18 protein-coding genes are annotated in these 22,013 nt (G+C 62.7%); 10 read left to right on the plus strand and 8 right to left on the minus strand.

The annotated features are described in order from the left end of the window. Positions 1–39: 39 nt before the first annotated feature. The 7 genes from phaC to JOE32_RS19285 all read right to left on the minus strand — a co-directional run bounded on the left by phaC (position 40) and on the right by JOE32_RS19285 (position 9,483). Positions 40–1,719 carry a class II poly(R)-hydroxyalkanoic acid synthase gene (gene phaC, locus JOE32_RS19255; protein WP_209987573.1) on the minus strand — a complete coding sequence of 560 codons (1,680 nt, stop codon included), beginning with the start codon at positions 1,717–1,719 and terminating at the stop codon, positions 40–42. Between the two features lie 249 nt (positions 1,720–1,968). After that, the gene (locus JOE32_RS19260) at positions 1,969–2,346 is read right to left on the minus strand and encodes a DUF971 domain-containing protein (protein WP_209987577.1); all 378 of its coding nucleotides are present in this window, start codon (positions 2,344–2,346) and stop codon (positions 1,969–1,971) included. Between the two features lie 120 nt (positions 2,347–2,466). Continuing rightward, positions 2,467–3,804 (minus strand): ATP-dependent protease ATPase subunit HslU, encoded by a 1,338-nt coding sequence (hslU, locus tag JOE32_RS19265; RefSeq protein ID WP_209987579.1) that lies wholly within the window; start codon positions 3,802–3,804, stop codon positions 2,467–2,469. A gap of 37 nt (positions 3,805–3,841) precedes the next feature. Then, positions 3,842–4,372: an ATP-dependent protease subunit HslV gene (gene hslV / locus JOE32_RS19270; RefSeq protein WP_003237338.1), complete on the minus strand. Its 531-nt coding sequence runs from the start codon at positions 4,370–4,372 to the stop codon at positions 3,842–3,844. Positions 4,373–4,620: 248 nt separating this feature from the next. Continuing rightward, positions 4,621–5,322: an SPOR domain-containing protein gene (locus tag JOE32_RS19275; RefSeq protein WP_209987582.1), complete on the minus strand. Its 702-nt coding sequence runs from the start codon at positions 5,320–5,322 to the stop codon at positions 4,621–4,623. A gap of 1 nt (position 5,323) precedes the next feature. After that, on the minus strand, positions 5,324–7,060 hold the full coding sequence (gene argS / locus JOE32_RS19280; RefSeq protein WP_209987585.1) for an arginine--tRNA ligase: 1,737 nt from the start codon (positions 7,058–7,060) through the stop codon (positions 5,324–5,326). Positions 7,061–7,263: 203 nt separating this feature from the next. Further along, entirely contained in the window at positions 7,264–9,483 is a 2,220-nt protein-coding gene (locus tag JOE32_RS19285; protein WP_209987588.1) for a primosomal protein N', read from the minus strand. Between the two features lie 217 nt (positions 9,484–9,700). Here JOE32_RS19285 and rpmE point away from each other — a divergent pair, with 217 nt between their 5' ends. The 3 genes from rpmE to JOE32_RS19300 all read left to right on the plus strand — a co-directional run bounded on the left by rpmE (position 9,701) and on the right by JOE32_RS19300 (position 12,208). Further along, complete coding sequence (gene rpmE, locus JOE32_RS19290) at positions 9,701–9,937, plus strand: 50S ribosomal protein L31 (protein WP_003237330.1); 237 nt, start codon at positions 9,701–9,703, stop codon at positions 9,935–9,937. A gap of 14 nt (positions 9,938–9,951) precedes the next feature. Continuing rightward, on the plus strand, positions 9,952–10,758 hold the full coding sequence (locus JOE32_RS19295) for a thermonuclease family protein (protein ID WP_209987591.1): 807 nt from the start codon (positions 9,952–9,954) through the stop codon (positions 10,756–10,758). 181 nt (positions 10,759–10,939) lie between these two features. Then, the gene (locus JOE32_RS19300; RefSeq protein ID WP_057008508.1) at positions 10,940–12,208 is read left to right on the plus strand and encodes a malic enzyme-like NAD(P)-binding protein; all 1,269 of its coding nucleotides are present in this window, start codon (positions 10,940–10,942) and stop codon (positions 12,206–12,208) included. 207 nt (positions 12,209–12,415) lie between these two features. Here the strand turns inward: JOE32_RS19300 and JOE32_RS19305 are convergent, their stop codons facing one another. Next, entirely contained in the window at positions 12,416–14,881 is a 2,466-nt protein-coding gene (locus tag JOE32_RS19305; protein WP_209987594.1) for a penicillin-binding protein 1A, read from the minus strand. A gap of 217 nt (positions 14,882–15,098) precedes the next feature. On the opposite strand from JOE32_RS19305, the gene pilM reads away from it, so the two are divergent. The 7 genes from pilM (at position 15,099) to JOE32_RS19340 (ending at position 21,983) form a co-directional block, all read left to right on the plus strand. Then, a complete protein-coding gene (gene pilM, locus JOE32_RS19310; RefSeq protein WP_209987597.1) occupies positions 15,099–15,755 on the plus strand; it encodes a type IV pilus assembly protein PilM in 657 nt (218 codons plus the stop codon). Next, positions 15,752–16,303, plus strand: a complete 552-nt coding sequence (locus JOE32_RS19315; RefSeq protein ID WP_209987600.1) for a PilN domain-containing protein — start codon at positions 15,752–15,754, stop codon at positions 16,301–16,303. Before pilM ends, JOE32_RS19315 begins: the two co-directional genes overlap by 4 nt. After that, entirely contained in the window at positions 16,300–17,271 is a 972-nt protein-coding gene (locus tag JOE32_RS19320; protein WP_209987603.1) for a pilus assembly protein PilP, read from the plus strand. Before JOE32_RS19315 ends, JOE32_RS19320 begins: the two co-directional genes overlap by 4 nt. Before the next feature lie 69 nt (positions 17,272–17,340). After that, positions 17,341–18,666 (plus strand): type IV pilus secretin PilQ family protein, encoded by a 1,326-nt coding sequence (locus JOE32_RS19325; RefSeq protein WP_209990625.1) that lies wholly within the window; start codon positions 17,341–17,343, stop codon positions 18,664–18,666. Between the two features lie 4 nt (positions 18,667–18,670). Continuing rightward, positions 18,671–19,189 (plus strand): shikimate kinase AroK, encoded by a 519-nt coding sequence (gene aroK, locus JOE32_RS19330; RefSeq protein WP_209987618.1) that lies wholly within the window; start codon positions 18,671–18,673, stop codon positions 19,187–19,189. Positions 19,190–19,303: 114 nt separating this feature from the next. Further along, on the plus strand, positions 19,304–20,404 hold the full coding sequence (gene aroB, locus JOE32_RS19335) for a 3-dehydroquinate synthase (RefSeq protein WP_209987621.1): 1,101 nt from the start codon (positions 19,304–19,306) through the stop codon (positions 20,402–20,404). Positions 20,405–20,414: 10 nt separating this feature from the next. After that, the gene (locus JOE32_RS19340; RefSeq protein WP_057008501.1) at positions 20,415–21,983 is read left to right on the plus strand and encodes an AAA family ATPase; all 1,569 of its coding nucleotides are present in this window, start codon (positions 20,415–20,417) and stop codon (positions 21,981–21,983) included. The last annotated feature ends 30 nt before the right edge of the window (positions 21,984–22,013 follow it).

The raw sequence follows: 22,013 nt of genomic DNA on the forward strand, positions 1-22,013 counted from the left end.
ACATTTGGATCTCATTTCAATCTAAACAACCTGTGTGGCTTAGCGTTCATGCACATAGGTTCCAGGCGCCGCTTCGGCTGCGGCGTAGGCTTTATTGCCCAGTTTCGCGGGGGCTTTCTTCAGTTTTCCGGCGCGCTCTGCCTGCCACGCCTGCCAGTGCAGCCACCACGAATCGGTGTGCTTGGTCGCATTCTCCTGCCACTCCAGCGGCTTGCCCGCCAGGCCGTCGCTGGTCTGATAGCGCGCCTTGGGGTTGCCCGGCGGGTTGAGGATGCTCTGGATATGTCCGCTGCTCGACAGCACGAACTCCACCTTGCCGCCAAACAACTGCGCTGACTTGTAGCAGGACTGCCACGGCGTGATGTGGTCGTTGGTGCCGGCCAGGGAGTAGATATCGGCGGTGATCTGCTTGAGATCGATGGGCGTGCCGCACACTTCCAGGGCATTGGCGCGCACCAGAGGGTTGTTCTTGAACAGCTCGATCAGGTCGCCGTGGAATGCAGCCGGCAGGCGCGTGGTGTCGTTGTTCCAGAACAGGATATCGAACACCGGCGGCTCATTGCCCAGCAGGTAGTTGTTGACCCAGTAGTTCCAGATCAGGTCGTTGGGGCGCATCCACGCAAACACCTTGGCCATGTCGCGGCCTTCGAGCACCCCGGCCTGGTAGGAATGGCGCTTGGCCGCTTCCAGGGTCTGTTCGTCGACGAACAGCGCCACCTGGGTATCCAGGGTGGTGTCCAGCACGCTCACCAGCAGGGTCAGCGCGTTGACCTTGTTCTCGCCCAGCGCCGCGTAGTGGCCCAGCAGCGCAGTGCAGGTGATGCCGCCGGAGCAGGCGCCGAGCATGTTGATGTCCTTGCTGCCGGTGATCGCGCTGACCACGTCCACCGCTTCCTTGAGCGCTTCGATGTAGGTGGACAGGCCCCACTCGCGCTGGGCCTTGGTCGGGTTGCGCCAACTGACGATAAAGGTCTGCTGGCTATTGCGCAGGCAGAAGCGCGCGAGGCTTTTTTCCGGGCTCAGGTCGAATACGTAGAATTTATTGATCTGCGGCGGTACCACCAGCAGCGGGCGCTCGTGCACCTGGTCGGTGATCGGCTTGTACTGGATCAGCTCCAGCACGTCATTGCGAAACACCACCGCGCCTTCGGTGGTGCCCAGGGTCTTGCCCACTTCGAAGGCGCCCATGTTGACCTGGCTGGGCATGCCGCCGTTGTGCACCATGTCCTTGGCCAGGTGGGACAGGCCGTCGAGCAGGCTTTTGCCGCCGGTCTCGAAGAAACGTTTGACCGCCGCCGGGTTGGCCACGCTGTTGGTGGGGGCCATGGCTTCGGTCATCAGGTTGATCACGAAGTGACCGCGGCTGATGTCCTGGGGCGACAGGCTGCTGTCGTCGATCCAGTCGTGCAGTTCCTTGCGCCACGCCAGGTAGGTTTGAAGATAGCGTTTATAGAGCGGGTTCTGGCTCCAGGCCGGGTCGCTGAAGCGACGGTCGTCGTGCTCCGGCACCAGCGCGGATTGGCCGAACATCACGTTCTTCAACTCGAGCCCAAGGTGGGCGGCATGTTTGACGCTGTGCAGCGGTTGCCTGATGGCCTGGGTCAGCACCATCTTCGCCGAGGCGAGTAAGTCCTTTTTGCGTAACGCGATGATCGGGTTCAGCCCCAGGGTGTTTTCCGAGGCCTGGCGTTTCAAGTCATCGTTGTTCTTGTCACTCATCTACGACGCTCCATTGTCCGAAAGACGAGTACCAGTCATGCCCGAGCGTCCAGTTTCGATACACGGCACAAACCAGGTACTGCAACTTGGGTGACCGTTGATACCGCATCGTCAAATGCAGGGAACTTGCCAGTTCCATTGGTTACCCGAGTTTAATTTTTTCCGCAAGCGGGCCAATCATTGACCACGCAACAGAGCATTCAAGCAGATGAAATTAGAAAATGCCCTCTAAAGCGCAGGAAGCCTGAGCTAGAGCATCAGCCGCACGACCGACTCGCTTGGGTCGCGGGTTTTGCCGGCGGCCTTGAGTTCGGCCAGGTAGTCGGCCCACAGCTTTTCCTGACGCACGGCCAGTTGGTAGAGGTAATCCCAGGTGAACAGTCCGCTGTCATGGCCGTCGTCAAAGGTCAATTTCAGTGCGTACTGGCCGGCCGGTTCCACCTTGATCAACTTAACGTGGAGCTTGCCGAATTGCAGGATCGGTTTGCCGTGGCCCTGGACCTCGGCGGAAGGCGAGTGCACCCGCAGGAGTTCGGCGGGCAGCTGGTAGGTTTCATCCGGCCCGTAGGTGAGGCCGAGAGTGTTGGAGGTTTTGTGCAGGTTTACAGCGGTAGGGAATTTAGACATTGGCGATATTCCAAAATGTGGGAGGGGGCTTGCTCCCGATAGCGGTGTGTCCGTCAGCTTATCGGATACTGACACACTGCTATCGGGAGCAAGCCCCCTCCCACACTTAGAGCAGGGCGGTCACAGGATGTAGCGCGACAAATCTTCGTTCTGCGCCAGTTCGCCCAAGTGACTGTTGACGTAATCCGGATCGATCTTGATCACTTCGCCATTTTGCGCACCGGCCAGGTCGCCGGCACTGAACGAGACTTCCTCCAGCAAACGCTCAAGCAATGTGTGCAGGCGACGGGCTCCGATGTTCTCGGTCTTCTCGTTGACCTGCCAGGCAATTTCGGCCAGGCGCTTGATACCGTCCGGCTGAAACTCTATGCCCAGGCCCTCGGTTTTCAGCAGTTCACGGTACTGCTCGGTGAGCGAAGCGTGCGGTTCGCTGAGGATGCGCTCGAAGTCACTCGGCGTCAGCGCCTTGAGCTCCACGCGAATCGGCAGGCGGCCTTGCAGCTCCGGCACCAGGTCGCTCGGTTTGCTCAGGTGGAACGCGCCGGAGGCGATAAACAGGATATGGTCGGTCTTGACCATGCCCAGCTTGGTGTTCACGGTGCAGCCTTCGATCAGCGGCAGCAGGTCGCGCTGCACGCCTTCGCGGGACACATCGACGCCACCGGAGTTGCCGCGCTTGGCCACCTTGTCGATCTCGTCGATGAACACAATGCCGTTCTGCTCGACCGCTTCCAGGGCCTTGGCCTTGAGTTCTTCCTCATTGACCAGGCGCCCGGCTTCTTCGTCGCGCACCAGTTTGAGCGCGTCCTTGACCTTGAGCTTGCGGCTTTTCTTCTTGCCCTTGCCCATGTTGGCGAACAGGTTCTGCAACTGGCTGGTCATTTCTTCCATGCCAGGCGGTGCGGAGATGTCGACGCCAGAAACTTCGGCGACTTCGATCTCGATTTCCTTGTCGTCCAGTTGCCCTTCACGCAGACGCTTGCGGAACAGCTGGCGCGTGTTGGAATCGGTCGACTGCGCCGAGTCTTCGTTGAAACCCATGCGTGCCGGAGGCAGCAGGGCGTCAAGGATGCGTTCTTCGGCGGCATCTGCGGCGCGATGGCTGACCTTGGTCACTTCCTGTTCGCGCAGCATCTTCAGGGCAGCGTCGGCCAGGTCACGGATGATCGACTCGACATCGCGGCCCACATAGCCCACCTCGGTGAACTTGGTCGCTTCGACCTTGATGAACGGTGCGTTGGCCAGCTTGGCCAGGCGCCGGGCGATTTCGGTTTTACCCACGCCGGTAGGCCCGATCATCAGGATGTTTTTGGGCGTTACTTCAGCGCGCAGTTCTTCGGGCAGTTGCATTCGGCGCCAGCGGTTACGCAGGGCGATGGCGACGGCGCGCTTGGCGTCGTCCTGGCCGATGATATGGCGGTTGAGTTCATGGACGATTTCGCGGGGAGTCATGGACATAGTGTTTGGCGGCCTCAAGCGCAAATAAGCCTACGGCTTACTCGGCGAGGTCCTGCTCCTCAATGGTGAAGTTGTGGTTGGTGAACACGCAGATATCGCCGGCGATACCCAGCGCGGTCTCGACGACTTCGCGGGCCGACAGGTCGGTCTTCTTCAGCAGTGCACTGGCCGCCGCCTGGGCGTAGCCACCGCCGGAACCCATGGCGATCAGGCCGTGTTCAGGCTCAACCACATCGCCGTTGCCGGTGATGATCAGGGACGCGTCCTTGTTGGCGACCGCCAGCATGGCTTCGAGGCGGCTGAGGGAGCGGTCGGTGCGCCATTCTTTGGCAAGCTCGACCGCAGCGCGCACGAGGTGGCCCTGGTGTTTTTCCAGCTGGCCTTCGAAACGCTCGAAGAGGGTGAAGGCGTCGGCGGTGGCGCCGGCGAAACCGGCAAGCACCTGGCCGTGGTACAGGCGACGCACTTTCTTGGCGTTGCCTTTCATCACGGTATTACCCAGGGAAACCTGGCCATCGCCGCCCATGACGACTTTGCCGTGGCGACGTACTGAAACGATGGTGGTCAAGGGGAGAGTCTCCACGCAGCGGGGCGAAAATGCCCTGATGGAAACTGATATGGGGGTGGTGGTGGGGATTTCAACTATAAGGGCTTTGTGCGGACAAGCGGCAGTGTCGGACTCATTCTGACGATCAATGAAAATCCAATGTGGGAGGGGGCTTGCTCCCGATGGCGGTGCATCAGTCACTGAATGCTTGACTGAAACACTGCCATCGGGAGCAAGCCTCCCACATTTTGATTAGCGTTACGTCTGGATCAGCGGCTCTGGCGTTGTTGTAACAGCAGGTTGCTAAAGCCCGCACCAGCCAGTTGCTTCTGCGCCACGGTTAGTTGCTCACGGTTGCTGAACGGCCCCACCAGCACGCGATACCAGGTCGCTTCCTTCACCGTGCCGGACTCCACCGAAACGGTCTGGCCCAACAGGATGATCTGCGCGCGAACGCGCTCCGCATCCGCCTGTTTCGGGAACGAGCCCGCCTGCAGGAAGAACTTGGTCACCGGTGCTGCCTTGGTTTCGGCAACTGGCGGTGCCGGCGGCGGAGTGATCCCGGCCAGCGCCGCCTGGGCGCGGGCGGTGTCGATTTTTGCAGCTTCCGCCGGGGTCACCGGGGTGGTCGGCACCTGCGGCGTCGGCAGGGTTTTTTCCGGCACGGCATCAGGCGGCACGATCACTTCCGACTCGGGCAGCAGCGTGTAGAAGTCGTATTTCGGCTTCACCGGTGCGGTCGGACTGGGCGCGGTCTTGTTGGCTTCGGCCATCTTGCTGGCCTTCTGCTGTTCCTGCTTGACGCGTTTGACGTCGTCGCCCTGGCCCGGGTCCAGCTTCATCAGGAACACTACAAACGCGCCGACCGTAAGGCCGATCGCCATCCACAGCCAGCCCGGAATCGGCTTCTTTGCCGGGGCCTGATAGCGGCTCGCGCCGCGCTTGGGTGCTGGTTTCTTCTTGGCAGCCAACTTACATACGCTCCAGGGTTTCCAGGCCTAACAGTTCCAGGCCTTGCTTGAGGGTCCGTCCAGCCAGTGCGGCGAGGCGCAGGCGACTGTGCTTCTGGGCGTCGTCGGCGGCGGTGAGGATCGGGCAGTTCTCGTAGAAGCTGGAGAACAACCCGGCCACTTCGTACAGATAGGTGCACAGGATGTGCGGCGTACCTTTTTCGCCGACGCTGTTCAGCACTTCGCCGAACTGCGCCAGTTTGGCCGCCAGTTCGTGTTCCTGGGGGGCCTGAAGATTGATCTGGCCCTGAACTTCGCTGAAATCCTTGCCCAGTTTGCGGAACACGCCGGCCACGCGGGTGTAGGCGTAGAGAAGGTAAGGCGCGGTGTTGCCTTCGAAGTTGAGCATCAGCTCGAAGTTGAAGCTGTAATCGCTGGTGCGGTGCTTGGACAGGTCGGCGTACTTCACCGCGCCAATGCCCACCACGCGGGCGATGTTGCGCAGGTCGGCCTCGGCCAGCTCCGGGTTCTTTTCCTTCACCAGGGTGTAGGCACGTTCCTGGGCTTCGGTCAGCAGGTCGATCAGCTTCACGGTGCCGCCGTCGCGGGTCTTGAACGGGCGACCATCGGCGCCGTTCATGGTGCCAAAGCCCATGTGCTCCATGTGCATCGGGTGGGTGACGAAACCTGCACGGCGGGCCACTTCGAACACCTGCTGGAAGTGCAGGGCCTGGCGCTGGTCGACGAAGTACAAGGCGCGATCGGCCTTGAGCACGCCGCTGCGATAGCGCACGGCGGCGAGGTCGGTGGTGGCGTAGAGGTAGCCGCCGTCGGCCTTGACGATGATCACCGGCAGCGGCTCGCCGTCGGCGGTCTTGAATTCTTCGAGGAACACGCACTGCGCGCCGTTGCTCTCCACCAGGAGGCCGGCGGCCTTGAGGTCGTTGACCACGTTGATCAGGTCGTCGTTGTAGGCGCTCTCGCCCATTACGTCGGCCATGGTCAGTTTGACGTTGAGCAGCTCGTAGATGTCCTGGCAGTGGGACAGGGAAATTTCACGGAAACGGTTCCACAGTGCCAGGCATTCAGCGTCGCCGGCTTGCAGCTTGACCACCAGGCCACGGGCGCGGTCGGCAAACGCCTCGGACTCGTCGAAGCGTTTTTTGGCCGCGCGGTAGAAGTTCTCGAGGTCGGCCAGCTCGTTGCTGGTGATCGGGTTCTCTTGCAGGTAGGCCATCAGCATGCCGAACTGGGTGCCCCAGTCGCCTACGTGGTTCTGCCGGATCACGGTGTCGCCGAGAAACTCCAGCACCCGCGCCACGCCGTCGCCGATGATGGTCGAGCGCAGGTGCCCGACGTGCATCTCCTTGGCGAGGTTGGGCGCCGACAGGTCGACGACCACGCGCTGGCTGTCGCCCGCTTTGCGTGCACCAATGCGGGCGTCGGCCAGGGCTGCATCCAGGCGCGAGGCCAGGGCCTGGGTGTTCTGGAAGAAGTTGATAAAGCCCGGGCCGGCGATTTCGGCCTTGGTGACGCTGGCGTCGGCGGGCAGCGCGGCGATGATTTTTTCTGCCAGGTCGCGCGGCTTCATGCCGGCCGGCTTGGACAACATCATCGCGATGTTGCTGGCGAAGTCGCCGTGGGTCTTGTCGCGGGTGTTTTCCACCTGGATCGCCGGCGACAGGCCTTCAGGCAACACACCTTCGTTGACGAGTTGGGTGAGGGCTTGCTGGATCAGCTGGCGAATGGTGTCTTTCATGGTGTTCTCTTTCAACCGCAAGCGGCGGCGCGCGATGCGCAGGTGGAAAAACTGGGCATTATCCGTGGCGAGGGCGAGCTTGCCAACCGTTCAGACCGTATGGCGGACCTGCGGGCCTCATCGCGGGCAAGCCCGTTCCTGTATTTAAAGGTATTCACATTTCAACTGTGGGCGCTGGCTTGGCTGCGATAGCGATCTGGCTATCAATACAAATCCACCGGATCCACATCCAGCGACCAGCGCACCTGCCGGCCGCCGGGCATTTGCTCCAGGGCCAGCAACCAGCTGCTCAACAGCCGGTGCAACGGTGCGCGGGAGGTCGCCTGCAACAGCAATTGGGCGCGATAACGCCCGGCGCGGCGCTCCATGGGGGCGGGCACCGGGCCGAGCAGCTCGATGCCGCTCAGACCCAGCTCTGTCAGCAAACGTTCAGCGGCGCTGCAGGCCTCATCGAGAAAGCTTTCGGCCTGCCCCGGTTTATGGGCTTCGGCGCGCAGCAGGGCGAGGTGGGCAAACGGCGGCAGGCCGGCGGAGCGGCGTTCGCTCAGGGCCTGTTCGGCGAAGGCGAAGTAGCCCTGTTCGGTCAGCTGGATCAGCAGCGGGTGGTCGGCCAGGTGTGTCTGGATAATCACCCGGCCCGGCTCTTCGGCGCGCCCGGCGCGGCCGGCGACCTGCACGATCAACTGCGCCATGCGCTCGCTGGCGCGAAAATCCCCGGAGAACAGGCCACCGTCCGCATCGAGGATCGACACCAGGGTGACCCGTGGGAAGTGATGCCCTTTGGCGAGCATCTGCGTGCCCACCAGGATGCACGGTTGGCCTTTCTGGATGGTGGCAAACAGCTGATTCATGGCGTCTTTGCGCGAGGTGCTGTCGCGGTCGACCCGCAGCACCGGGTAATCCGGAAACAGGATGCCCAGGCGCTCTTCGGCGCGCTCGGTGCCCGCGCCGACGGGGCGCAGGTCGACCTTGCCACACTGCGGGCAGTGGCGCGGTACCCGCTCCACATGGCCGCAATGATGGCAGCGCAGCTCGCCGTGGCGCTGGTGCACGGTCATGCGCGCATCGCAACGCTCACATTCGGACATCCAGCCACAGTCGTGGCACAACAGCGTTGGTGCGAAGCCGCGTCGATTGAGAAACACCAGCACCTGCTGGCCGGCGGCGAGGGTCTGGCCGATGGCCTGTTGCATCGGCCCGGAAATGCCGCTGTCCAGCGGACGGCTTTTTACGTCCAGACGCAGGAAGCGTGGCTGTTTGGCGCCGCCGGCGCGCTCGTTCAGGCGCAGCAGGCCATAGCGGCCGGTGTAGGCGTTGTGCAGGCTCTCCAGGGACGGCGTGGCCGAACCCAGCACAATCGGAATGTCCTCTTGGCGCGCGCGCACCAGCGCGAGGTCGCGGGCGTGATAACGCAGGCCTTCCTGCTGTTTATAGGAGCCGTCGTGCTCCTCGTCGATGATGATCAGCCCGGGGTTTTTCATCGGCGTAAACAGCGCCGAACGGGTGCCGATAATAATGTCGGCCTCGCCGTCCCGCGCCGCCAGCCACGACTCCAGGCGCTCACGGTCGTTGACCGCCGAGTGCACCAGAGCGATGCGCGCATTGAAGCGCTGCTCGAAGCGCGCCAGGGTCTGCGGGCCCAGGTTGATCTCGGGGATCAGCACCAGCGCCTGTTTGCCGGCCTGCAGGGTCTCGCGGATCAACTGCAAGTAGACTTCGGTCTTGCCGCTGCCGGTGACGCCGGCCAGCAGGAACGCGTGAAAGCTGTCGAAGCCTGCGCGGATCGCTTCATAGGCGGCGCGTTGCTCGGGGTTCAGCGGCAGCTCCGGCTGGGCCAGCCAGTGTTCATGGCGTGGGTCGGGCGCATGTTTGCGGATTTCGACCTGCACCAGCCCTTTGGCGAGCAGCAGGTCGAGGCTGTCCTTGCTCAGCATCAGCTTGCTTAACAGCTGATGCGCCACGCCATGGGGGTGCTGCGCCAGGGTGGCAAGAGCCTCACGCTGGCGCGGGGCGCGGGCGATGCGCGGGTCGTCGAGGCGCGCGCCGGGCACCGTGGACCAAAAGCGTTCCTGGCGCGCTTCGGCCAGTTCGCCCTGGCGCAGCAGTACCGGCAGCGCCCAGCTCAACGTGTCGCCAAGGCTGTGCTGGTAATACTGGGCGGTCCACAGGCACAGCTTGAACAGCGCCGGTGGCAGTGGCGCGGTGGCGTCGATGATCGCCACTGCGGGCTTGAGCTTTTCGGCCGGGACTTCGCTGTGGTCGGCAATTTCCACCAGGATACCGATCATTTCCCGGCGACCGAACGGCACGCGCACGCGCATGCCCGGCTGCAACTGCGCCCGCAGCACACCGGCCGGCGCGCGGTAATCGAACAGGCGGCGCAGGGGTGAGGGCAGGGCTAGGCGCAAAATGGCGTCGGGCACGCGAGAGGTCTCATCTAAAGGCAGGCGGTGATGCAGGGGCGCGAGCCTAGCAGACAGGGGGAGGCTTGGGGTAGCCGACAGTTTTCTGATGAAAGGGCAGTTCTGGGTTGTCAGCGCCGCTTGCGCGATTTGAAAGGTCTGTTAGAATCCGCGGCCTAATTACGTGCGGTATTCGACAATAGTGTCGAGTGGCGGCACGCTAGCCCGAGGAAGTGCCATGAAAGCCGATATCCATCCAGCGTACGAAACTATCGAAGTCACCTGCAGCTGCGGCAACAAGTTCGAAACCCGTTCGAACCTGTGCAAGCCACTGGGTACTGACGTATGCAACGAGTGCCACCCGTTCTACACCGGTAAGCAGAAAACTCTGGACACCGGCGGCCGTGTACAGCGCTTCGCAGATCGCTTTGGTGCTTTCGGCAAGAAACCTGCTGCTGCCACTCCGGCAGAGTAAGGTTCAAAAGCCTTATGGGCTTTTGCCAGCTGTTGAAAAAGGCGTCCCTTGTGGGCGCCTTTTTTGTGCCCGGAATTTGGCTGTCCGCCGCCCAGGCCGAGGTGTTCTGTCCGGCGCCGGCCTCCGTGGCCCAGGTGCAGGTCAAGCGCGTGGTGGATGGCGACACGGTGCGCCTTACGGATGGCCGCAGCGTGCGCATGATCGGTCTCAATGCACCGGAAGCCGCCAGGAAAGGTCGCCCTGACGAGCCCTATGCCGTCGCTGCCCGTCAGCGTTTGCAAGCCTTGGTGCGCGCCAGTGGCGGTCGCGTGGGGCTGGTGCCGGGGCGCGAGCGCAAGGACCACTACGGCCGGACCCTGGCCCATCTGTACGGCGCCGATGGCAACAATCTGGAAGCGCAGTTGCTCGCCGAGGGCCTGGGGTTTCAGGTGGGCGTTGCACCCAATGTCGATCTCATCGCGTGCCAGCAGGCGGCTGAAAACGTCGCGCGCCAGCATCGCCTGGGGCTGTGGCGCACATCGCCCGTGCGCAGCGTGGCGCAGGTCAGGCGCGCAGGGTTTGCCCTGATCAGCGGCCGGGTGAAAAAGGTCGAACGCAATCGCGGTGGCATCTGGATTCAACTGCCGGGTTCGCTGGTAGTGCGCATTGCGCCGAATGTGGCCGGGAAGTTCGACGCAGCCACGCTCAGTGGTCTGCAAGGCCAGACTGTCGAAGCGCGTGGCTGGGTGCAGGATCGCGCTCGACGTGGCCGTCTTGAAAACGGCCAGGCGCGCTGGCTGCTGCCGTTGAGCGATCCGGCCATGCTCAAGTCGTCTCACTGATAAAAATTGTAGACATTTAAAAGGTGCGATTGTGAACAGTTGCGCCCTTGTATCCCGTGGGCTGCGCCTAAAGTGCTTGATTGCGGGGACTAGAGGCCCGTGACTGCCCAGTCTTGTAGGGAAATTGCTTCGCGCGTATCCTCGGCGGTCCGTCGACCAACAGTAAAAGCGGAATGCCGATATGTCTGATTTGAAAACTGCCGCTCTCGAATATCATGCCCATCCTCGTCCAGGAAAGCTGAGTGTAGAGCTCACCAAAGCCACTGCCACTGCTCGCGACCTGTCGCTGGCCTACAGCCCTGGTGTTGCCGAGCCCGTACGTGAAATCGCCCGCGATCCTGAGCTGGCGTACAAGTACACCGGCAAAGGCAACCTGGTTGCAGTGATTTCCGATGGCACCGCGATTCTTGGCCTGGGTAACCTCGGCCCGCTGGCGTCCAAGCCCGTCATGGAAGGCAAGGGCGTGCTGTTCAAGCGCTTTGCCGGCATCGACGTGTTCGACATCGAAGTCGACTCCGAGAGCCCGCAGGCGTTCATCGACACGGTCAAGCGCATTTCCATCACCTTCGGTGGCATCAACCTGGAAGACATCAAGGCACCTGAGTGCTTCGAGATCGAAAAGGCGTTGATCGAACAGTGCGACATTCCGGTATTCCACGATGACCAGCACGGCACTGCGATTGTTACCGCAGCCGGCATGATCAACGCTCTGGAAATCGCCGGCAAAACCCTGGCTGAGGCGAAAATCGTCTGCCTGGGCGCCGGTGCCGCCGCCATTTCCTGCATGAAGCTGATCATCAGCATGGGCGCCAGGCTCGAAAACATCTACATGGTCGACAGCAAGGGCGTGATCCAGTCCGAGCGTACCGACCTGAACCAGTACAAGGCGATGTTTGCCCACCCGTCCTCCAAGCGCACCCTGGCTGACGCGCTCAACGGTGCCGACGTGTTCGTTGGCCTGTCTGGCCCGAACCTGCTGAGCGCTGAAGGCCTCAAGTCCATGGCGCCGAACCCGATCGTGTTCGCTTGCTCCAACCCGGACCCCGAGATCTCGCCTGAGCTGGCCCACGCCACCCGCAGCGACGTGATCATGGCCACCGGTCGTTCGGACTACCCGAACCAGGTCAACAACGTACTGGGCTTCCCGTTCATCTTCCGTGGCGCCCTGGACGTTCGTGCCAAGCGCATCAACGAAGAAATGAAAGTCGCCGCCGCCAATGCCCTGCGCGAACTGGCCAAGCTGCCGGTGCCTCAGGACGTCTGCGACGCCTACGGTGGTGCTCCGCTGGCGTTCGGTCGTGAGTACATCATTCCGAAACCGATGGACAAGCGTCTGATCACCCTGATCTCCGACGCCGTGGCCAAGGCCGCCATCGAGACCGGTGTGGCAACCCTGCCGTATCCGAAGCACTACCCGCTGCAAAGCGTGGATGATGTGTTCAACGGCTAAGCCGTTGTAGCGCACCAACAAAAAGCCCCGGCTCGGATGAGTCGGGGCTTTTTTGTGACTTGGCGATCAACTTGAGGCCTGTGAAGACCCAAGTGTGGGAGGGGGCTTGCTCCCGATAGCGGTGGATCAGTCAATACATCCAGTGACTGTCACGCTGCCATCGGGAGCAAGCCCCCACATTGGATCTGTATCAGGCCGCAGATCGGGTTAGAACAAGTCGATCGGTGCTGCCTCATCCGCCGGCAGCGGGCTGCCCGGTGCGACGCCGTTACCCAGTTCGTTGACCGACGGCGGCGTGTCTTCGCTCTTGAACAGTTCAAAGTACGCATTCGGCGTGCTCGGGGATGCGGCGCGGCCACTCACCGGGTCGATCCGCAGGCTGAGGATGCCTTCCGGTTCCGGCTGGGTGTGCAAAGGCTTGTCCTTCAGCGCGGCGCCCATGTAGCTCATCCAGATCGGCAGCGCGACGGTGCCGCCGAACTCGCGGCGACCCAGGCTTTCCGGCTGGTCGTAGCCGGTCCACACGGTGGTCACGTAGTCGCCGTTGTAGCCGGAGAACCAGGCGTCCTTGGATTCGTTGGTGGTGCCGGTCTTGCCCGCGATATCCGCGCGGCCCAGGGCCAGCGCGCGGCGGCCGGTGCCTTTCTTGATCACGTCTTCCAGGATGCTGTTGAGGATATAGGTGGTACGGCCATCGACAATGCGCTCGGCCACCGCAGGTGCCTGGGGTTCGGCCGGGTTGCCGGCATTCGTGGCCGGTGCTGCGCCCGGCGTCGGCTCGATGGTGATGCCGCCGTTGCTCGGCGCGGCCAGGCCATCGGTGGCAGCCACGCCATTGACCACGTCACCCGGCACGCGTGGCGGGTTGGCGGTGAACAGCGTATCGCCATTGCGGCTCTCGATCTTGTCGATCAGGTACGGCGCGATCTTGTAACCGCCGTTGGCAAAGGTGCTCCAGCCGGTGGCGATTTCCATCGGCGTGAGGGTCGCGGTGCCCAGGGCCAGGGACAGGTTGGGCGGCAGGTCCGACTTGGCAAAGCCGAAGCGCGTCATGTAATCGATGGTCTTGCCCACGCCCATTGCCTGCAGCAGTCGGATCGACACCAGGTTGCGCGACTTGTACAGCGCCTCGCGGATGCGGATCGGGCCGAGGAAGGTGTTGGTGTCGTTCTTCGGGCGCCAGACTTTGTCCAGGTACTCGTCGACAAACACGATCGGTGCATCGTTGACCAGGCTGGCGGCGGTGTAGCCGTTATCCAGCGCGGCGCTGTAGATGAACGGCTTGAAGCTTGAGCCGGGCTGACGCTTGGCCTGGGTGGCGCGGTTGTAGTTGCTCTGCTCGAAGGCAAAGCCGCCGACCAGCGCGCGAATCGCGCCGTTCTGCGGGTCCAGGGACACCAGGGCGCCCTGTGCGACCGGTACCTGGCTGAATTTGAGGCTGTCGTCCTTCTGGCGTTGCACGCGGATCAGGTCACCCACCTGCGCCACGTCCGACGGCTGCTTGGGCAGCGCGCCCATGCTGTTGGTGTTCAGGAACGGTCGCGCCCACTTCATGCTGTCCCAGGCCACGTGTGCTTCACCGGTGCGGGTCAGCACCTGCACGCCGTCTTTCTTCACCTGGGTGACAATGGCTGGCTCCAGGCCGCTGATCGTGCGCTGCTTGCCAAGCTCGGTGGTCCAGGCACTGAGGGTCTTGCCCGGCAGGCGCGATTCGGGGCCGCGGTAGCCATGGCGCTGGTCGTAGGCGATCAGGCCGGAGTGCACCGCCTCATTGGCGATGTCCTGCAGGTCGCTCGGCACGGTAGTGGTCACGCGGAAGCCTTCGGTGTACGCCTCGCTGCCATACCGGCCGACCATTTCGGCGCGGGCCATTTCGGCGATATACGGCGCGTTCACTTCCGGCGTCGGCACGTGGTAGCTCGCGTTCAGCGGCTCGGCCACCGCGCTTTCGTAAGCGGCCTGGTCGATCTTGCCCAGTTTGTACATGCGCCCCAGGATCCAGTCGCGGCGCTCTTTGCTGCGCGCCGGATTGGCCAGGGGGTTGAAGCGCGAAGGGGCTTTGGGCAGGCCGGCAATCATCGCCATCTGCGCCAGGCTGGCGTCACGAATCGACTTGCCGTAGTACACCTGCGACGCGGCTTCGATGCCGTAGGCGCGGTTGCCCAGGTAGATCTTGTTGACGTACAGCTCGAGGATCTCGTCCTTGGTCAACTGACGCTCGATCTGCAAGGCCAGCAGGATCTCGGTGGCCTTGCGCGAAAAACTGCGCTCGCTGGTGAGGAAGAAGTTCTTCGCCACCTGCATGGTGATGGTGCTGCCACCGGATTGAATGTGTCCGCTTTTTACCAGCTGTGTGGCGGCGCGCACCAGGCTGCTGGGGTCCACGCCGTAGTGATTGGCGAAATTATCATCTTCTGCCGACAACAGTGCGCTAATGAAATTGGGCGGAATGTCGGCGAAACGGATCGGTGTCCGGCGCATTTCGCCGAACTCCGCGATCAGTTTTTCATCGCTGCTGTAGACCCGCAAAGGAATCTGCAACTGGATACTTCTGAGTGCCTCTACGGAGGGCAAACCCGGACTAAGGTAGAGATAGGCCCCGCTGAGGACGAGCAGGAGCCCGCAAACGATGGCGACAATGGAGTACCCGAAAAACTTCAGCAGACGAATCAAGGCTTTTGGATTTCCAGAGAAAAGAATGAGTTAGGCGCCGGGGCATGCATGACAAACGATGGATCGACCCGGGCAGCAGATAAAAGCGGAAAAAAACGCTGGGCATTAAAGCATTTTTCGACTTGGGGCGTCATTCGTGCCGGTTCAACAAGTCGACCGAATGCACGGTGCCCGGCGCCAATCAGGCGGTAAGACAGGCAAAGGTTTAGGGAGTTTTATGGGAAAGGGATTTTTCAGGCGAAAAGTCGACACCGTGCTCGGCGTCGACATCAATGACAGCGGGATCAAACTGATTGAACTGAGCCGTTCGGCCAGCGGCTATACCGTCGAAGGCTATGCCACGCAATCGCTGCCGAGCCGGGCGGTGGTCGATGGCAGCCTGCTCGACCTTGAACTGATCGGCCGGGCCCTGCACCAGGCTCTGCCGCGCCTGCGCACCTCGGCCCGGCAGGCGGCGGTGGCGGTGGCGAGCTCCTCGGTTATAACGCGGGTAATCGACCTGCAGGCACGGCTCAGCGAGCAGGAAATGGCCCGGCAGATCCAGTTAGAAGCCGACCAGTACATTCCTTACCCGCTGGACGACGTCGCCATCGACTTTCAAGTGCGCGGCCCTTGTGCCGACAACCCCGAGCGGGTGCAGGTATTACTGGCGGCGTGCCTGAAGGAACAGGTCGAAACCCGCGAGGCAGTTTTGGCCCTGGCGGGGCTGGTGCCGAGGGTGGTGGATGTCGAAGGGTTTGCATTGGAGCGCGCATGCAGTCAGGATTTCGCCAGCTTCACGCCGGGCCGTCGTGTCGATGGCGCACAATGGGCTGCGGATGCCCACGGGATGGGAGTGGCTTGCGGATTGGCCCTGAGGAGTTTCGCTGGATGACACGAATCAATCTTTTGCCCTGGCGCCAGGCGCTGGCGCAGCGTCGGCGCAAGTACTTCCTGGTATTTTTGCTGGCGTTCGCCTGTGTGGCGCTGGCGGCAGTGTGGCTGGCGGATCAGGTCATCGACCAGGCCATCGACCGCCAGGTAACGCGCAACAGCCATGTGGGCAAGGACGTGGCCGCCCAGGATGCACGGATCAAGACCATCGACGACCTGCAGGAGCAGAGCCAGCAACTGGCCGAGCGCATGAAGGTCGTGCAGGACCTGCACCAATCCCGTTCCGCCGGCACGCAGTTGCTGGACCAGTTGGCCCGCGCCGTGCCCGAGGGTGTGCATCTGCACGAGGTGGTTGCCCGGGGCGATAGCGTGAGCATCAGCGGCAGCGCCGAATCCAGCCAGGATATTGCCCAGTTGATGCGCAGCCTGGAGGCTTCCGCGGGTGCCCACGCGACCCGGCTGCAGCATGTGCGGGCGGAAGGCGCGGATGGCCGCAATGAATTTCAACTGATGGTGCGCCAGGGGGCATCCACCGAGGCCCAGCCATGAGCCTGCCCAGGCTCGATCTTTCTGCACTCACTCACCACGCTGCCAAATGGCCCTTGCCCGGCAAGGTTTTGCTTGGCTGCGCGCTGGCCGGGCTGGTGCTGGCGGTGGGCAACAGTGTGGTCCTGGCGCCGTCCCGCGAGCGGCTGCAGGTGCTCCAGACGCAGGAAGTGGCCTTGCAACAGGCGCTCGCGCAAAACACCGATCTTGCCGCAAACCTTGAGCGTCGCAGCGATGAGGCCCAGGCGATGCAGGCGCGGGTTGGCGGGCTGTTCCGGCAATTATCCGCTGAGTCCGATATGCCCGGCCTGCTCGAAGACATCGCCCGGCTGGCCGCCGGTAATGGCCTGCTGGTCGAAGGCGTAAAGGTGTTGGACGAACAGCCTCGGCCGTTTTATATCGAAGCGCCGGTGCAGGTTGGCATGCTTGGCACCTACCATGACCTGGCGACCTTTGTGAGCGGCCTGGGCGGGTTGGCGCGGATCGTCACCGTGCATGATCTTGCGCTTGCGTCTGACGGGGCCTTGCTGCGTCTGGAGCTGTTGGCAAAGACCTACCGCAGTCTGTCGCCCCACGGCGAGCCTGGGCCGGTCACGCAGTGGGGGCCGCGCTTTGCCTACAGCGCTGCGGCCCTGCGTGACCCGTTCCAGTCCTCGGCTATGCAGGTCGAGCATGCGCCCGGCAAACCTGCGTCCGCGCCGGACCTTTCACGGCCGCGCGGCGTGCTGGAAAGCCTGGCTGTCGACCAGTTCGAAATGGTCGGCACGCTGTCCCGCGGTGTTCAACGTTTCGTCCTGTTGCGCGCGGCCTCCAGCGTGCACCGCCTGGCGGTCGGCGACTACCTGGGGCCGAACCACGGCCGCGTCACGGCCATCCATGACGGCCACGTCGAGCTGGCCGAGTTGTTTCCCGATGAACAGGGCGCCTGGCTGCAGCGCTCACGAACCCTTGTGTTGAACGTCAACTCATAACGGAATCGAACAATGAAAAGGACTTTCTCGTCCTTCGGTGTGGCGCTATGGATAGCGTTCACGGCACCGATGGCTGCTGCTGTGCCCAATCGTGTAGACCTGATCCAGTTGCCGCCACCCGGTGGCGCAGCGTCGGGCGCCTATACCGGCGACACACTGAACCTCAATTTCCAGAACATCGACCTGCGCGCCGCGTTGCAGCAGATCGCCGACGTGGCGGGTCTCAATCTGGTTGCCAGTGACGAGGTGCAAGGCTCGGTCACCCTGCGCCTGAAGAATGTACCCTGGGACCAGGCGCTGGACCTGGTGCTGCAAAGCAAGGGCCTGGACAAGCGGATGAAAGCCGGCGTGTTGCTGGTGGCGCCCGCCGACGAACTGGCCGCGCGCGAACTGCTGACCCTGGAGGCGCGAAGGCAGATGGCCGACCTGGCGCCGTTGCGCCGCGAGCTGTTGCAGGTCAACTACGCCAAGGCGGCCGACCTGGCCAAGCTGTTCCAGTCGGTGAACGGCCTCGAAGGCACCCCCGACGAACGCGGCTCGGTGGCGGTGGATGATCGCACCAACAACATCATTGCCTACCAGACCGGTGAACGGCTCGAAGAGCTGCGGCGCATCGTGGCGCAGTTGGACATTCCGGTGCGCCAGGTGATGATCGAGGCGCGGATTGTCGAGGCCAATGTCGACTATGACAAAAGCCTGGGCGTGCGTTGGGGCGGGCGGCTCAGTCGCGGCAACTGGGGCGCCGGCGGTATCCCGAAATCCTTGGCCGAGGGCGCGAAGCCGCCGGAAAGCCCATCCGCCTCACCCTTCGTCGACCTTGGCTCGCTCGCCGGCGCGTCCGGGCTGGGCATCGCCTTCATCACCGATAACTTCCTGCTGGACCTGGAACTGAGCGCCATGGAAAAAACCGGCAATGGCGAAATCGTTTCACAGCCCAAGGTGGTCACCTCCGACAAGGAGACTGCGCGCATTCTCAAGGGCACCGAGATTCCCTATCAGGAGTCCAGTTCCAGCGGTGCCACCTCGGTGTCGTTCAAGGAGGCTTCGCTGTCGCTGGAAGTCACCCCGCAGATCACCCCCGACGACCATGTGATCATGGAAGTGAAAGTCACCAAGGATGAGCCCGACTATTTGAACAAACTCAATGACGTACCGCCGATCAAGAAAAACGAGGTCAACGCCAAGGTGCTGGTTCGGGACGGCGAGACCATCGTCATCGGTGGGGTTTTCTCCAATACCCAGAGCAAAGTGGTAGATAAAGTGCCATTTTTGGGCGATGTGCCGTATCTTGGCCGCCTTTTCCGGCGTGATGTGCTGGCGGAGAAAAAATCCGAGCTGCTGGTATTCCTGACTCCGCGTATCATGAATAACCAGGCGATTGCTGTGAGTCGTTGATTCTGTGCGAAATTTGATTCTTGTAGGGCCGATGGGCGCTGGAAAAAGCACCATCGGCCGTTTGCTGGCCAAAGAGCTGCGCCTGCCGTTCAAAGATTCCGACAAGGAAATTGAATTGCGCACGGGCGCCAATATCCCATGGATCTTCGACAAGGAAGGCGAACTGGGCTTTCGCGACCGCGAGCAGGCGATGATTGCCGAGCTGTGCGATTGCGACGGCGTGGTATTGGCAACCGGTGGTGGCGCGGTGATGCGTGATGAGAATCGTCGAGCACTGCATGCCGGTGGTCGGGTTGTGTATCTGCATGCGTCGGTCGAGCAGCAAGTGGGCCGCACCGCCCGCGACCGTAATCGCCCGTTGTTGCGCACGGCCAACCCGGAAAAAACCCTGCGGGATTTGCTTGCCCTGCGTGATCCGCTGTACCGGGAAATAGCCGATCTGGTGGTGCAAACCGATGAACGGCCGCCGCGGATGGTGGTGGTCGAGATTCTTGAACGCCTGCATCGGCTGCCACCCCGTTAAAGCCTGGCCCGAAATGCGCTATTCTCGGCGGCGCGTCATCACCTTGAGGTGTGGCGTGGAGCCATCAGGCAGCGGACGTTGCCGGTCGTCAATCCATCTCTCACGCGGGGACACATGCAGACACTTAAGGTCGATTTAGGCGAGCGCAGCTACCCGATCCATATTGGTGAAGGCCTGCTGGACCAGCCTGACTTGCTCACGCCGCACATTGCCGGGCGGCAGGTGGCGATCATCTCCAATGAAACGGTCGCGCCGCTGTACCTTGAACGTCTGAGCCGCAGCCTTTCGGCGTACTCGGTAATTTCCGTGGTGCTGCCCGACGGCGAAGCCCACAAGAACTGGGAAACCCTGCAGCTCATCTTTGATGGCCTGCTGTCCGCGCGGCATGACCGCCGCACCACCGTGGTCGCCTTGGGCGGCGGCGTGATCGGCGACATGGCCGGCTTCGCGGCCGCCTGCTACCAGCGCGGCGTGGATTTCATTCAGGTGCCGACCACCTTGCTGTCCCAGGTCGATTCGTCGGTGGGCGGCAAGACGGGCATCAACCACCCGCTGGGCAAGAACATGGTCGGCGCGTTCTACCAGCCGCAGGCCGTACTGATCGACACCACGACGCTCAACACCTTGCCGCCGCGCGAGCTGTCGGCGGGGCTGGCGGAAGTCATCAAATACGGGCTGATCTGCGACGAACCGTTCCTCACCTGGCTGGAGGAGCATGTGGACGCTCTGCGCGCCCTCGATCAAGTGGCGCTCACCGAAGCCATTTCGCGCTCCTGCGCGGCCAAGGCGCTGGTGGTCAATGCCGATGAACGAGAGTCCGGCGTGCGCGCCACCCTCAATCTGGGCCACACATTCGGCCATGCGATCGAAACGCACATGGGCTATGGTGTGTGGTTGCATGGAGAGGCTGTCGCGGCTGGCACCGTAATGGCACTGGAGATGTCCCAGCGCCTGGGCTGGATCAGCGCCCAGGAGCGTGATCGCGGTATCCGTCTGTTGCAGCGTACCGGTTTGCCGGTGATTCCACCCGCGCAGATGACCGAGGCGGACTTCCTCGAACATATGGCGGTAGATAAGAAAGTGATCGACGGTCGACTTCGACTGGTGCTGCTGCGCCGCATGGGCGAAGCGGTGGTGACCGACGATTATCCGAAAGAGATTTTACAGGCCACGCTGGGAGCGGATTACCGCGCCCTGGCCCAGCTTAAAGGTTAATAAGATCGCGATGACTAGTTTGCATGCCGACGAGGCGTTCCTCGGCCACTACCAGTTGAGCCACGACCCCTTCGCTCCACGGGTGCCTGGTTTCAAATTCTTCCCGGCCCAGCGCAAGCCGGTGCTGGGTCAGTTGCATCACCTTGCGCGCTACAGCCAGCTACTGCTGGTGGTGACGGGCCCGCTGGGCAGCGGCAAGACCTTGCTGCGCCAGGCGCTGGTTGCCAGCACCAACAAACAGTCGGTGCAGAGTGTGGTGGTGTCGGCCCGTGGTGCCGGCGATGCGGCGGGTGTGTTGCGTCAGGTCGCCCAGGCGCTGGACGTGGCCAACGCCGAGCCCAATGCCATTCTCAAGCAGGTGGTGCAGTTGGGCCTGACCGGTCAGGAAGTCTACCTGCTGGTGGACGACGCCGAGCAGCTCGACGAGTCCGCCCTTGAGGCGCTGCTGGCGCTGGCCGCCGGTACGCCGGAAGGCCGCCCGCACGTGTTCCTGTTTGGTGAGTCGTCGTTGATCGCCGATCTGGAGCAGATCAGCGGCGAACAGGAGCTGTTCCACGTTATCGAGTTGCAGCCCTACGAAGAAGAAGAAACCCGCGAATACCTGGCCCAGCGCCTCGAAGGCGCCGGGGCGGGTATCGAACTTTTCACGGCAAATCAGATCTCTGATATTCACGAAAGCTCCGATGGCTGGCCTGGAAACATCAATCAGGTTGCCCGCGATGCGATGATCGAAGCCATGATTGCCAGCCGCTCCGCGGTCAAGCGTCCAAAGATGGGGTTCACTATGCCTAAGAAGCACGTATTGGCCATTTCCGCTGTTGTCGTGGTCGCCGTTGCCGCCGCCTGGTTGATCCCGGGCCGCAGCAAGGCGCCGACCACGGCCGGCGCGCCAACGGAACAGGCGCAGTTGCCACTGGGCAAGCCCACACCGAACGTCGAGTTCGCCAACTCCGGTCAACCGACCAACCTGCCGATGGTCGGCCAGCCGGTGATGCGCGGTCCGCTCGCCGAAGAAGCCGGTGGCATCTCCGAAGGTGACGACGGCGTGCCGGTGGAAGGCTCCAGCGCCACTCCGCCGACCGTCACCACCACCGCACCGCCAGCCGGCGTACCGGCGGGCAAGCCTGCACCGGCACCTGCCGCAACCCCGACTCCGGCACCGACGGTCGCCACCGCCAAGCCCGCGCCGGTGACCAAGCCGGTCACGCCTGCACCTGCCGCCAAGCCTGCGCCGACCACCGCCGCCAAGCCGGCCGAGAAGCCAGCCACTGTCGCCAAGGCCGGCGCCGCCGGCAGCGGCTGGTACGCCAGCCAGCCTACCGGCAATTTCGTGGTGCAGATCCTGGGCACCAGCTCCGAAGCCAATGCCCAGGCGTTCGTGAAAGAGCAGGGCGGCGAGTACCGTTATTTCAAGAAAGTGCTCAACGGCAAGCCTCTCTACGTGATCACTTACGGCAACTTCACCAGCCGTGCCGCGGCTGATTCCGCGATCAAAACCTTGCCAGCGAAGGTTCAGGCTGGTAAACCTTGGCCTCGCACCGTTGCCAGCGTTCAACAAGAACTGGCAACTGCTCGCTGAAGATCCGGCGGCCTTACCCAGGCCGCCCTC

Source organism: Pseudomonas sp. PvP025 (assembly GCF_017832155.1).
Classification (GTDB): Bacteria; Pseudomonadota; Gammaproteobacteria; order Pseudomonadales; family Pseudomonadaceae; genus Aquipseudomonas.

Coding starts and splice junctions, on each gene's coding strand:
- phaC (WP_209987573.1), bottom strand. CDS start 1,719: ATGAGTGACAAGAACAACGATGACTTGAAACGCCAGGCCTCGGAAAAC.
- JOE32_RS19260 (WP_209987577.1), bottom strand. CDS start 2,346: ATGTCTAAATTCCCTACCGCTGTAAACCTGCACAAAACCTCCAACACT.
- hslU (WP_209987579.1), bottom strand. CDS start 3,804: ATGTCCATGACTCCCCGCGAAATCGTCCATGAACTCAACCGCCATATC.
- argS (WP_209987585.1), bottom strand. CDS start 7,060: ATGAAAGACACCATTCGCCAGCTGATCCAGCAAGCCCTCACCCAACTC.
- rpmE (WP_003237330.1), top strand. CDS start 9,701: ATGAAAGCCGATATCCATCCAGCGTACGAAACTATCGAAGTCACCTGC.
- JOE32_RS19295 (WP_209987591.1), top strand. CDS start 9,952: ATGGGCTTTTGCCAGCTGTTGAAAAAGGCGTCCCTTGTGGGCGCCTTT.
- JOE32_RS19300 (WP_057008508.1), top strand. CDS start 10,940: ATGTCTGATTTGAAAACTGCCGCTCTCGAATATCATGCCCATCCTCGT.
- pilM (WP_209987597.1), top strand. CDS start 15,099: ATGGGAAAGGGATTTTTCAGGCGAAAAGTCGACACCGTGCTCGGCGTC.
- JOE32_RS19315 (WP_209987600.1), top strand. CDS start 15,752: ATGACACGAATCAATCTTTTGCCCTGGCGCCAGGCGCTGGCGCAGCGT.
- JOE32_RS19320 (WP_209987603.1), top strand. CDS start 16,300: ATGAGCCTGCCCAGGCTCGATCTTTCTGCACTCACTCACCACGCTGCC.
- JOE32_RS19325 (WP_209990625.1), top strand. CDS start 17,341: ATGGCTGCTGCTGTGCCCAATCGTGTAGACCTGATCCAGTTGCCGCCA.
- aroB (WP_209987621.1), top strand. CDS start 19,304: ATGCAGACACTTAAGGTCGATTTAGGCGAGCGCAGCTACCCGATCCAT.
- JOE32_RS19340 (WP_057008501.1), top strand. CDS start 20,415: ATGACTAGTTTGCATGCCGACGAGGCGTTCCTCGGCCACTACCAGTTG.